Here is a 12,574-nt window from a genome sequence, read left to right on the forward strand (position 1 = left end):
ATCTGATGGAACTGGGGATGATGTTTCGCCATGACATCACAGTTGAGGTGAAATCTACATTACCTATTCCCGGTCGATTATACCCTGCTCACTATTCATTACTTTATTTCACGAAGGGGAAGCCCAGGACGTTTAGGAAAATTCGCACGCCTATTGAGGTCTGTCGGCATTGTGGTGGAGAGATCAAAGATTACGGCGGGCATCGGCACGCGATGAACCCACTGGGCGTCAATCTGAAAGACGTGTGGACTGATATTCCGACAGTTCGACACTGGAAATTCAAATCGAAGGGCCGGCCAGCAAACGCCCTATCAACTAAACTCCTCGATCGCGTAGTTGAGATCAGCACGATCGAGGGAGATTTGGTCGTAGACCCATTTGGTGGGTCCGGTACGACTTTCGCAGTTTGCGAGAAGAAGAACCGTTATTGGATCGGCAGCGAACTGGACTTCTCACAGCAGATCAAAGAGCGGTTAATAAACCAAGATATAGCTCACCACGCAAACACCGATCACGTTGAGGATTTGAACCGCACCGGATTTGCCGGGGACTCTCATGAGAGAGTAAAGCCGATATGAGCAAGACAACGAACAAGTTCTCATCTGAAGTCCGTGAGCGTGCCATCCGCATGGTGCTGGATCACGAAGCCTTATCACGGCCGGTACGATAGATACTGCCTACGGCCTATATCTTTCCAACAACTGTCGCCCCGACGCGGCAGCGAGGCCCGGAACACCTCCAGCGCCATCGCCCAATCCTTCTCCGTCATATTCGTGGACATCGCCGACCTCCAAATCAGTCGGCTCTCCATGAATCAGACAAATCCCCTCAGAGGAATCCTAGCCTCTCTTCATGCGGCAATCCGTCCACCCTGCTTAGCGCATTGAAGGGGATCCGGTTCGACGGACGTGCTTCAGGTTCCTATCACAGGGGCCGGCGGCGAGAAGAAGCATTCGAACCGGGAGTGCGAGATTCTGCCCAGCTTCAGTCAATCTCATCGGATATGATGAACCCATTCCCGCACAATATAGATATCCATGGGCTCCATCATGCTGAGTATCTCCATTGGCAATTGTAACTTGACGATTTGATTATTGTCTTACAATCTGTCGATTATTGAATTCCGAACACCGGCTCGCAAGCAGTCGGATCGACAGGGGAATACGAGGAAATGCAGGAATTCGACTATATCGTCGTGGGTGCCGGCTCGGCGGGATGCGTGCTGGCCAACAGGCTGACTGAGAACGGAAACACGTCTGTCCTGCTGGTCGAGGCGGGCGGCTGGGACCGCGATCCGTTCATCCATATTCCTCTCGGCTGGGGCCGCATTCTCGGCAAGCGGCTGCATGACTGGATGTATTTTTTCGAGCCGGACGCCCGCTTCGGCGGCAGAGCCATCGAATGCGCCCGCGGCCGCGTGATCGGCGGCTCTTCCTCCATCAATGCCATGCTCTATTGCCGCGGCCACGCACAGGATTACGACCGCTGGGCCGATTCCGGGTTAAGCGGCTGGTCTTACGAAGACGTGCTCCCCTATTTCAGGAAGCAGGAAGACTGGGAAGGCGGCGCCGACCGTTACCGGGGCTCGGGAGGGCCGCTGAAAACCACGCTGTCCCGCTACGACGACCCCCTGACGCGGGCCTATGTTCAGGCGACCGTCGACAGCGGCCTTCCCGTTTGCGAGGATTACAACGGAGCAGAGCAGGAGGGTATCGGGCAACTGCAATCGACCATCGGCAACGGCAGGCGATGCAGTGCTTCCGTGGCCTATCTTCATCCGGTTCGGACACGGAAGAACCTGAAGGTCGAAACCCTCGCGCTGGTGCGAAACATCGAATTCGAAGGAACTGTCGCCACCGGCATATCCTACAGCCGTAGCGGGGAGGTCGTCCGCGTTCGGGCGCGGCGGGAAGTGATCCTGTCGGCCGGCGCGATCAATACGCCGCAGCTTCTCATGCTGTCGGGTATCGGCGACCCCGCTACGCTGCGCGACCACGGCATTCCGGTCATGGCCTCCTCGCCAGAGGTGGGAACGGGCCTTCAGGACCATGTTTCCGTCGCAATCGAATATCAAAGATCGCAATCCGGACCCTTCGTTCGAGCGATGCGCCTCGACAGGATTCTGGCATCTCTGGCGCAATGCTATTTTCGCGGCAAGGGCTTCGCAACCGAATTGCCGGCCGGTCTTACGGGCTTCTTCAAAACCACGGATGCCGAATCCATTCCGGACATTCAATTGATCTTCCGGGCCGGACCGCTGGCGGCGTGGCCGTACTTCGCACCTTTCCGGCAGCCGTTTCCCGACGCATTCGCCGCCCGCGCGGTGCTGCTGCGCCCGGAAAGCCGGGGCTGTGTCGAGCTTCGAAGCCGCGACCCGGCAGACAAGGTGCGCATCCACCACCGGTTCCTGAGCACGCCGAACGACCTGTCGCGCATGAGGATGGGCCTGCGCCTGCTGGAGAGGATCGGTATGCAGAAGCCGCTCGCCTCCTATGTCGCCGGGCAGGCCCCGCCCCGCCCCGGCGCATCGGACGAGGAACTCGACGCGCATATCTTTTCGACGGCGGCGACCGCCCACCATCCGCTGGGAACCTGCCGCATGGGCGCCGATGGAAATGCCCCCGTCGATGGCCGCCTGCGGTTGCGCGGGGTCCGCAATCTCAGGGTGGTGGATGCCTCGGCGATGCCGGATATGATCGGCGGCAACATCAATTCCGCCGTCATCATGATCGCCGAGCGTGCAGCCGACCTGATCGACGAAGACCGGAATGCCGCCACCGCCGGCTAGGGCCTGGCCTCTCGCCCGTTCGGGAGTGGCATAAATGTTGCTTCGCATATGGATGTCAAGAATGGGTTGAACGATGGGTGAATTGTTTTCAAGCCGCGAGCCTGTCCGCATCGGAGTGCTCTTCTCGCCAAGCAGTCTCTTCCGGGATTTCGAGACGGCATTCATGCAGGGAACGATCGCGGGCATCATGTCCGTCAACCGTGGCGGCGGCATAGGCGGACGGTCGATAGAGCCGGTATTCTACGATCCACAATCGGACCCGCCGCGTTATCCGGCGCTGGTCAGCCGGCTGGTTCTGGAGGATGACGTATCGCACATATTCGGCTGCATGACTTCGCCGACGCGCAAGGCGGCCATGCCCGTCGTGGAAAGGCTGGGGGCGCTCCTGTGGTACCCCAACCAGTATGAAGGCTTCGAAATCTCGCCCAACATCGTCTATGGCGGCCCCTGTCCCAACCAGTACAACGTGCCGCTCATCGAATATATCCGGGAAACGGGACGCCGAAGGGTCTTCATGGCCGGCTCGGACTATTCGTTCCCGCATGAATGCCTGAGGATCTTCCGCGAGTTGGCCGAAGGACTGGGAGTGGAAATCGTCGGGGAAACCTACCTTCCCCTCGATGCGCCGGACAACGCCTATTTCCGCATGGTCCGCGACGCGCGGTTGGCGGGAGCCGACATCGTCGTCTCGGCGGTCGTCTATCCTGGCCTCCAGAAACTGTTCCGGGCCTTCCGCGCCTCTGCCGTGAATGCCATCGACATGCCGCTTGCCAATGTCGCCGGCTCGGATCTGGATTTCTCCGTGGCCGATCACGAATGTGTCAGCGGCCATATCGCCGTCGGCTCCTATTTCGCCGGGGCCGAAGGTGCCGGCAACAGGTCGTTCGTCCACGACCTCCAGACTTTGTACGGTCAGCGGGCGCGGGCCAACATGCACACCCTGGCAAGCTACAACCAGATCCGCCTCTTTGCCAGAACGCTGGAGGCATCGGGCAGTCTGGACCTCGATGCGATGCGGGACGCCCTGCCGAATGTCAGCATCGATTCCATCGAGGGAAAGGTGAGCGTCGATTCGACATACCAGTGCATTCTTTCCTGCCCGAGGATCGGCGTTGCCAATGACCGGGGCCGATACGACGTGGTCCGCACCGCGCCGACGACCGTCACGCCTGACCCCTATATGGTCGCCTATGCCTGACAGCGCCCATAGAACCAGACCGTATCCCGATCTGCCGCGCAACCTCAGGAGCGCCCTTTCGGTTCTGCTTGTCCACCCGCCGGGAGCCGATGCGGGGATCATCATCTCGCAACTCGACCGCCTGAACGCCGATGTCGCCTCGCTATGGCCGTGGTCGGGGCCTCTGCCTCCGGCCGACCTCGCCGTGGTTTTCACCGAAGCTGCTCGAAGGGAGCAGACAGGCGACATGCTGCACGCATTCGACGGCGCTATCGTCGCCTCCGTCGACCCGCACGAGAAGGGCGTCATCGACAGCCTTCTCGCAGTCGGCGTTCATGCCCTGCTGGTCAGGCCGTTACGAATAGACACGATCATCTCCCAGATCGCCATGGCGCAGGCGATCCATGCGCAGCAATCGAGCTTGCAGCGGAAACAGGCGCATCTCGAGGAACGGCTGCGAATGCGCCGCACGATCGAAAAGGCTGTGGCGATTGTCACCCACCGGCTGGAATTGGCGCCCGACCAAGCCTATGGCCATCTGCGCAAATTCGCGATGGAAAAACGCCAGTCGCTCGAAGCCGTCGCACGGGGCATCGTGGATGGCGAATGAAGCACCGAGCGCCCGCTACCTCGGCAGCCCGGTGCTTGCCGCAATCGCAAATGCTGAAAATTTATGCAGATATCATGGTTTTCTGTAATTGCTCATGAAATCAGCAAGCATGTGTTGACAGCAAGACAGGCCCGTGCCAGATTTGAACGTAAGGAACGCGGCATTGTCGAAATCCGGCACCGCAGGCGGCAACGAAGCCGCCCCAAACCTTTTCTAAATCTGCCCGGCTTGGCGCTTGCGCAAGCGACTCTTTCACACCCTCCGTATCCGTGACATGCGTCGGCGAATGTCGTGACCCGTGCGTGTCAAGTTCGTGCACCTTCCTTTCCTGCAGTCGTCATCATCGGCGTCGCAAGATGTGCCGAACCATGGAGGTTTACGAAATGCAACTGAACAGACGTCTATTTCTCGCCGCCGCCGGAACCGCCCTGGCGTCGCCTTATGTATCGCGGTCGTGGGCTGCCGACGACGAAATCGTCATCGGCAGCATTTTCGACGGCACGGGCATCTTCCAGCCGCTCGGCCGGCCGAAAGCGAACATCCTCAAGATGGCGATCGATGAGACCAATGCCGGCGGCGGCCTGCTCGGCAAGCAGGTGCGGCTGGTGCATTACGATACGCAGTCCAGCAACCAGCTCTATGCCCAGTACGCCCAGAGCCTGATCCGCACGGACAAGGTAGACTTCGTTTTCGGCGGCGTGACGAGCGCTTCGCGCGAAGTCATCCGGCCGATCTTCAAGCGCAGCGGAACGCCCTATTTCTACAACATGGCCTACGAGGGCGGCCTGTGCGATGGCGGCACCTACATTACCGGCATCACCACCCCGCAGATCCTCGAATCGCTCATGCCCTATCTGGTAAAGACCTTCGGCAAGAAGGCCTACATCATCGGGCCGGACTATAATTTCGGCCAGATTTCCGAACAATGGATCCGGCAATATGCGCGCGACAACGGCTGCGAGGTCGTCGGCTCTGAACTCTTCCCGCTTGACGCATCGAATTTCACCGCCTCGCTGTCGAAGATCCAGGCGGCGGCTCCCGATTTCGTCATCGACAGCCTGGTCACGCCGCCGCAGTTCTCCTTCTACAACCAATGGGCGACGGCCGGCATGAAATCCCGTATCGGGCTGGCCTCCCAGACACTCGGCAGTTTCGGCCAGAATCTCATCATGCCTCCGGAAGTGCTCGAAGGGGTCGTCGTCGGCATCGACTACGTCCAGGAGCTGGACAACCCGTTGAACACGGCCCTCGTCAAGAAATACCAGGAAACCTTCGGCACCGGCGACTATCTCGGCAATCTTGTGGAGGCAGATTATGACGGCTGGCTGTTCTTCAAGGCAGCGGTGGAAAAAGCCGACACCAAAGACAAGGCCGATGTCGTTGCAGCGCTAGCTTCCGGCCTTGAGCTGGCGACACCGCGCGGACATGTGAAGCTCGATCCTGCAACCCATCATTGTGTCATGGACGTTCGCGTCATGGATATCCGCAATGCTGCCTATCGCGTCATCGAGACCACGTCCGCCGTGCCGCCGGCTGATCTCGTCGGGCGCTGCGATCTGATTGCGGCTCCGGCCAGCAACGTCCAACTCGGGCCGAAGGCGTGATCCGGCAACCTGTCCCCGGCGGGATCGCATGAAAATGCCAGAACGGCACAGAAACCGTGTGTTTCCGGCCGGCAGGCCGGAAACACACGGGAAGGAGCATTCATGGACCAGATGCTGATAGGTCTCATCCAGATATTTTACGCAATCGGACTGCTTTTGCTGACCAGCATCGGCCTTGCCGTCGCCTTCGGAATGATGCGCATCGTGAACTTCGCGCATGGCGAATTCATCATGCTGGGCGGATTCACGATGGTCTTCGCCTGTCAGGCGGGTATCAATTTCTTCGTTTCCATGCTCGTCGTCACGCCGCTGGTAACCGCGCTGCTCGGCATGATCGTGGAGCGGATCATCATACGCCCGCTCTACGGGCGCATCATCGACACCATACTGGCGACCTGGGGCCTGAGCCTGCTGCTCATCGGTCTGGCCTCGACCTGGATCGGCTACTATCAGACGGGGCTGACCGCGCCGTTCGGAAACATCGCCATCGGCGGCGAACTGGTCAGCACCTATACGCTCTTCATCATCGCTCTCGCCGCCGCGACCGCGGCCATCGTTTACGGCGTCCTGCGCTTCACATCCTTCGGACTGCTGTGCCGCAGCGTCATGCAGGACGTCGACATGGCCTCGGCGGTCGGCATCAACACAGGCCGTATCTACGCCCTCACCTTCGGCATCAGCACGGCCCTTGCCGGCCTCGCGGGTGCGGCGATCGCGCCGCTGACCGGTATCGTCCCGACGACCGGCATAGCCTATGCGACGCAGGCCTTCATCACCGTGATCTCCGGCGGGGCCAATGCCGTGATCGGAACGATCGTCGCCTCTTCCCTGTTCGGCGCCATCTACCAGATCGTCAGTCAGTACAGTTCGAACATTCTCGGCCAAATGGCGATGCTGCTGTCGGCAATCGTCATTCTCCGCCTGCTGCCCTCGGGGATCACCGGACGTTTCTTCAAGGGGTCGATATGACCGATACCGCATTTCGCAAACTGGAACTGGCCTTCGCAGCCCTGGCCGCCGCCATGTTCATGGTTCTGCCCGTATTCACGGGCGAAGGATCGCTTCTTTCCGTGACGGTGTTCCTGATTCTCGCCCTGCTTTCGATCAGCATGTCGCTGGTGTGGGGAATGGCCGGCATTTTCAGCTTCGGGCAGACCGTGTTCTTCGGCATTGCCGCCTATGCTTATTCCGTCATCATGATCAACACCGACAACACGCTTCTGTCGGTCGGAGCCGCCGTGGCGATCGCCTGCGCCGTCGCCCTGGCGATCGGCTATTTCACGATCTACGGCCGGGTCAGCGATCTCTACATCGCCGTCATCACGCTGGCCGTGTCGCTGCTGATCTACCAGTACATCAACACGCTGTCGGGGGATGCCGCCCGGATCGGCGCGGCCAATCTCGGAGGTTATACGGGCATGCCCGGTGTGCCGCCGCTGTCGATGCCGGGTGATCCAACGCTCTATGCGGATGTCTACGGCATGTATTTCATCTCGCTCGGCGCGCTGATTGCCGCCTTCACCGGCATACGGCTTCTGGAACGCAGCGTTTTCGGCCAGTCCGTCATCGCCGTCCGCGAAAACGAACTGCGCGCCGAACTGCTCGGCTATGACAGCCGTTTCTACCGGCTGGTCGTCTTCGTCGCCGGCGGTGCCATAGCCGGCTTCGCCGGTGTTCTCTACGCCGCCTGGGGCGGCTTCATCGAACCGAGCGTCTTCAGCCTCGCCTTTGCGGCGCAACCGATCATCTGGACCGTGGCCGGGGGCGTCGCCAGCCCCATCGGCCCGGCTCTCGGCTCGCTGCTGGTGCAGAGCCTCACCACCTGGCTCGGCGCCCGGCAGATCGCCGACAACAACATCGTTCTCGGCCTCATCTTCATCGCCTTCGTTCTCTTCGTGCCGCAAGGGCTGGTGCCGGCCATCCGTCGTCTGGTCGTTCGAGAGACCTCGCCATGACCGCTTCCCCCTCTTCACTTCTGTCAACGGATGCGCTGACCATGCGCTTCGGTGGGGTGACCGCCGTCGAGAATGTCGATTTTTCCATCGGGCCGGGTGAATTGCGCTGCCTCATCGGGCCGAACGGTGCCGGAAAATCCACCTTCTTCAAGCTTCTTTGCGGCATGCTCACGCCGACATCCGGGTCCGTGCGTTTCGACGGCAGGTTCATTTCCGGTCTCCAGAGGCACGAGATCGCCAATGCCGGCATCGGCATCAAGACCCAGGTGCCGAACTTGTTCCAGAACCTTACCGTGAGGCAGAACCTGACAATCGCCGCCCGCCGCAACCGCGAGGGCGCACCCTGCGCGGACGTCGTGGGCGATATTCTCGATACGTTCCGTCTCGGTCCGCTAGCCGATATGCTGGCCGCCCGGCTGGCGCATGGACAGCGTCAGAGGGTCGAGATTGCCATGGTGGTCGCCACCAGCCCCAGGCTCATCCTTCTCGACGAGCCTGTTGCCGGACTGGGCGACGAGGAGACGGAGCACATGGCCTCCCTCATTCTCGAACTGAAAAAGAGGGCCGCGCTGATCGTGGTCGATCACGATATCCGCTTCATTCGCATGATCGGCTCACAGGCCACGGTCTTCCATCGCGGCGCCGTGCTGATGGAGGGCGATATCGAAGCCGTCCTTTCCGACGAGACCGTGCGCGACGTTTATCTCGGCAGGATGTCCGGACATGCTTGAAATCAGGAACCTGAAAGGCGGTTACGGCTCCATCGACGTGCTGCGCGGCATCGACATCACGGTGGCCAAGGGCGAGTTCGTCGGCATACTCGGCCACAACGGCATGGGTAAATCCACGCTGTTGAAAACGATCATTGGCCATCTGCCGGCGGCGGGCGGTACGATGACCTTCGAGGGCCGTTCCATCGCTGCGCTCCCGCCCCCTGCGCGGGTGCATCTCGGTATCGGATATGTACCACAGGGCCGCCGCATCTTTCCCCAGCTCACCGTGCGGGAAAATCTCACTGTCGCCGCCCGCGCGACGCGCCGGCCTGCGGCCATCGTCGACGAAATCATCGCCGAGCTTCCGGCACTGGAACGGCTTTCCTCGCGCAAGGGTGGTGCGCTCAGCGGCGGCGAGCAGCAGATACTGGCGCTGGGGCGGTGCCTGTGCACCCAGCCCAGGCTGCTGCTGCTCGACGAGCCGACGGAAGGCGTGCAGCCATCCATCGTCGAGCAGATGGCCGCAACCCTCGCGCGGCTGCACGTTTCGCTCGGCCTCTCGACCATCCTCGTCGAACAGAATCTCGATTTCATCCGCGCGCTCGCGGATCGCATCGCGGTGCTCGAACGTGGACGCATCACAAGCGAGATGAGCCGGGCGGAAGCCCATGATGCCCATCGGCTCTCGGCCCTGATGGGTTTCGCAACCCCTTCCCCGTAAATCACCGGAACCAGATTCCGATTTTCAAAACTGGAGCATGACATGGCCTACCATTTCCCCGACGTGGACGGATTGTCCGCAATCGCCCGAGAACTCGGCATGAACCTGAACAGGGAGGACGCGATAGCGCTGCACGCGCTGATGGACGGCATGACGCCCGCCATGCGGCTGCTGGAAACGCTCTCTCCCGGGCAACCGGAAATCAAGTATCCGCGCACGCCCGGCTACCGGCCCGATCCCTCGGAAAACCGGTATAACGCTTGGCGCTACAAAACCTCGATCAAGGGTGCGCCGACCGGCAAGCTGGCGGGCAGGACCGTCGCCATCAAGGACAATGTCTGCGTCGCGGGTGTGCCGATGAGCAACGGCTCATCAATCCTCGAAGGCTTCGTCCCTGACGTGGACGCCACGGTAGTGACCCGCATTCTCGACGCCGGCGCGGAGATTACGGGAAAATCCACCTGCGAATATCTGTGCCTGTCGGGCAACAGTTCCACCTCCGCCGACGGGCCGGTGGAAAACCCGAACGCGCCGGGATGCACCACCGGCGGCTCCAGCAACGGTTCGGCGGCGCTGGTGGCGGCGGGCGAGGTCGATCTAGCCATCGGCGCCGATCAGGCAGGTTCCATTCGCATGCCGGCCTCCTTCACCGGCATCGTCGGCCACAAGCCGACCTGGGGCCTGGTCCCTTATACCGGCGCGCTCAGCATCGAATACACCTTCGACCACCTCGGCCCGATGGCCCGCAGTGTGGCCGATTGCGCACTGCTTCTCGAAGTGATCGCAGGCAATGATGGAATCGACGGCCGCTGGCGCGGCGCCAGGGCGGAAAATTATACCGAGGCGCTGGGCCGCGGCGTCAAGGGCCTTCGCATCGGTGTCGTGAAGGAAGGCTTCGGCCGCGAGGAATCGGAGGAAGGCGTGGATGCCGTGGTGCGGGCGGCCGCCGCCCGCCTTCAGGCCGACGGCACCGAAGTCGAGGAAATCTCCATTCCCTGGCACCTCTATGGCACCGAGATCTGGAAGCCCATCGCCCTCGAGGGCAACTACATGGCCATGATGTACGGCAACGGCGTGGGCTACGGTCGTGACGGAGACTATTCCATCGCCTTCATGCGCGCCTTTTCCGGCTGGCAGAAACATATCGACGAACTGGCTGCAACCGGCAAGACGACCGTTCTGGCCGGGGAAATATTCCGACGGCACGGCGGCATGCTCTACGCCAAGGCCCATAACCTGCGCCGGCGGCTTCGCGCCGAATACGACGCGGCGCTCGCCCGTTACGATGTGCTTGTGATGCCGACCACGCCAATGACCGCCCGCAAGATCGTGCCGCACGATGCGCCGATCCTCGAACTCCTGACCGATAGCTGGACGATGCAGAACAATACCTGCCCGTTTGACATCACCGGGCATCCGGCAATCTCCGTCCCCTGCGGCCATCACGACGGCAAGCCCGTCGGGTTCATGATCGTCGGCAGGCACTTCGACGATGCCACCGTCTTTCGTGTCGCGGATGCCGTCTGACCGCCGCGCGAAGGAGCCTGACTTCCGCAGGCGGCGCGATTACTGCGTCGCCTGCATCGCAGCCTTGGCCGCAGCGCAGGCATTCTCGATGTGGACGCGGGCGGCGGCACGGGCGGCGGCCGCGTCGTGCCGTGCAATCGCATCGTGGATGGCGGTCAGTTCCTGAAACGAATGTTTCGAGCGAGCCGGATGGGACATGGACCGCGCCCGCAAAACGTTGATTCTGGCATTCAGTCCTTCCAGAATGTCCTTGATCACGGCATTTCCCGCCATATCGGCGATAATCTGATAGAAGTGGGTCGAAGCGGAAACCTCGAGCAGCTTGTCCGAACTGGACATGCCCTGATGGAACTGATTCAGCGCTTCGCCGAGCGCCTGGATGCTTTCCTTGTCGGCGTGGTCCGAGGCAAGGGCGGCGACTTCCGGCTCCAGCAGGATGCGCGTCTGGTAGATCTGCTCGGCATCCTCCCAGGCGAGTTTGGCGACGAAACAGCCCCGGTTCGGTATGAACTGCACCAGACGTTCGCTTTCCAGATGCCTCAGCGCCTCGCGAAGCGAGGGGCGGGAAATTTCGAGCGCTGCGCACAGGTCGGCTTCCACGAGCCGCTGGCCGGGCAGGAAGTCCCCGGCAATGATGGCCTGCCGGAGGACGCGCACGACCTGGGCGCGAATCCCGTCCTTCTCGATCTTGATTTCCACAGCCTTCACATTGGCCCGAACAGCAGCCACGGCCCGTCCTCTTCGTTGTGCAATGCTTAATTGTTTCCATTCTCATATCGTTAGGGGAGCATGAAACGCAATTGCAAAATTGACAGACAATATGATAAAGACTATCGTAAGATTGTAAGACAATACGGAGATTTTTATGGATTTGAGTATTCGCAGGATCGTGACGCAGGTCGATGATCTTTATGAAGAGGGCGCAACGCGCGTGCAGACGCCTCTGCGCAAGGCAGCCGTGATTTTCATCGTCGAAAATCCCTATGTCGGCACGAAGGGCAGCGATCTCACCCCCCTCATCGAGGTCAGTCCCGAGCTTGGAAAACGTGTCGGCGAAAAGCTGCTCGCGGTCATGGGCGACCATGAGATCCAGGGCTATGGCAAGGGAGGACTGGTCGGGATCGGCGGAGAGGCCGAGCATGCCAACGCCCTGCTGACCACCGCTTTCGCCAATCCGATTCGCGATGCGATCGGCGGAGCCGATGCGTGGATCTCGTCGTTCCAGAAGCTTGCCTGCCCCGGCGACAAGATAGACATTCCGATGAACCACAAGGACGATGTCTACGTCCGCTCCCACTACGACGGCATGACTGTCAGCGTTGCGGGCGCACCGCAGGCTGACGAGATCGCCGTCATTTTCTGCGCCTCCTCCGGCAAGCGTCTGAACTGGCGCGTGGGCGGGCTGACGCATGAGGAGGTCGTCGCGCGCAAAGCTTCCGATTGATAGGCCTGTTGGCGTTCCGAAGAACGCCAACAGGC

The 12,574-nt window shown here is 61.0% G+C and carries 12 protein-coding genes; 11 read left to right on the forward strand and 1 reads right to left on the reverse strand.

Going from position 1 to position 12,574, the window contains the following annotated elements:
- From ACFFP0_RS17700 to ACFFP0_RS17745, 10 genes are all read left to right on the forward strand, one after another.
- On the forward strand, window positions 1-578 hold a 578-nt coding region (locus ACFFP0_RS17700; protein WP_377263328.1), incomplete at its 5' end, for a DNA methyltransferase.
- Between the two features lie 593 nt (window positions 579-1,171).
- The gene (locus tag ACFFP0_RS17705) at window positions 1,172-2,788 is read left to right on the forward strand and encodes a GMC family oxidoreductase (RefSeq protein ID WP_377263329.1); all 1,617 of its coding nucleotides are present in this window, start codon (window positions 1,172-1,174) and stop codon (window positions 2,786-2,788) included.
- Window positions 2,789-2,861: 73 nt separating this feature from the next.
- Window positions 2,862-3,986 carry a transporter substrate-binding protein gene (locus tag ACFFP0_RS17710; RefSeq protein ID WP_377263330.1) on the forward strand — a complete coding sequence of 375 codons (1,125 nt, stop codon included), beginning with the start codon at window positions 2,862-2,864 and terminating at the stop codon, window positions 3,984-3,986.
- Window positions 3,979-4,575, forward strand: coding sequence for an ANTAR domain-containing response regulator (locus ACFFP0_RS17715; RefSeq protein WP_377263331.1), 597 nt, complete (start codon window positions 3,979-3,981; stop codon window positions 4,573-4,575). Before ACFFP0_RS17710 ends, ACFFP0_RS17715 begins: the two co-directional genes overlap by 8 nt.
- A gap of 383 nt (window positions 4,576-4,958) precedes the next feature.
- Window positions 4,959-6,179, forward strand: coding sequence for an ABC transporter substrate-binding protein (locus ACFFP0_RS17720; RefSeq protein ID WP_377263332.1), 1,221 nt, complete (start codon window positions 4,959-4,961; stop codon window positions 6,177-6,179).
- 102 nt (window positions 6,180-6,281) lie between these two features.
- Entirely contained in the window at window positions 6,282-7,148 is an 867-nt protein-coding gene (locus tag ACFFP0_RS17725; RefSeq protein ID WP_377263333.1) for an ABC transporter permease subunit, read from the forward strand.
- Window positions 7,145-8,134, forward strand: coding sequence for a branched-chain amino acid ABC transporter permease (locus ACFFP0_RS17730; protein WP_377263334.1), 990 nt, complete (start codon window positions 7,145-7,147; stop codon window positions 8,132-8,134). Before ACFFP0_RS17725 ends, ACFFP0_RS17730 begins: the two co-directional genes overlap by 4 nt.
- Window positions 8,131-8,865 carry an ATP-binding cassette domain-containing protein gene (locus ACFFP0_RS17735; protein ID WP_377263335.1) on the forward strand — a complete coding sequence of 245 codons (735 nt, stop codon included), beginning with the start codon at window positions 8,131-8,133 and terminating at the stop codon, window positions 8,863-8,865. The genes ACFFP0_RS17730 and ACFFP0_RS17735 overlap by 4 nt, the downstream gene beginning before the upstream one ends.
- Window positions 8,858-9,568, forward strand: coding sequence for an ABC transporter ATP-binding protein (locus ACFFP0_RS17740; RefSeq protein ID WP_377263336.1), 711 nt, complete (start codon window positions 8,858-8,860; stop codon window positions 9,566-9,568). Before ACFFP0_RS17735 ends, ACFFP0_RS17740 begins: the two co-directional genes overlap by 8 nt.
- Before the next feature lie 42 nt (window positions 9,569-9,610).
- The gene (locus ACFFP0_RS17745) at window positions 9,611-11,095 is read left to right on the forward strand and encodes an amidase (protein ID WP_377263337.1); all 1,485 of its coding nucleotides are present in this window, start codon (window positions 9,611-9,613) and stop codon (window positions 11,093-11,095) included.
- A gap of 39 nt (window positions 11,096-11,134) precedes the next feature.
- Here ACFFP0_RS17745 and ACFFP0_RS17750 read toward each other — a convergent pair whose 3' ends face one another.
- Complete coding sequence (locus tag ACFFP0_RS17750; RefSeq protein ID WP_377263338.1) at window positions 11,135-11,824, reverse strand: GntR family transcriptional regulator; 690 nt, start codon at window positions 11,822-11,824, stop codon at window positions 11,135-11,137.
- 136 nt (window positions 11,825-11,960) lie between these two features.
- Here ACFFP0_RS17750 and ACFFP0_RS17755 point away from each other — a divergent pair, with 136 nt between their 5' ends.
- Window positions 11,961-12,539: an amino acid synthesis family protein gene (locus ACFFP0_RS17755; RefSeq protein ID WP_377263339.1), complete on the forward strand. Its 579-nt coding sequence runs from the start codon at window positions 11,961-11,963 to the stop codon at window positions 12,537-12,539.
- The last annotated feature ends 35 nt before the right edge of the window (window positions 12,540-12,574 follow it).

The organism is Neorhizobium puerariae (assembly GCF_042429745.1).
Taxonomy (GTDB): domain Bacteria; phylum Pseudomonadota; class Alphaproteobacteria; order Rhizobiales; family Rhizobiaceae; genus Neorhizobium; species Neorhizobium puerariae.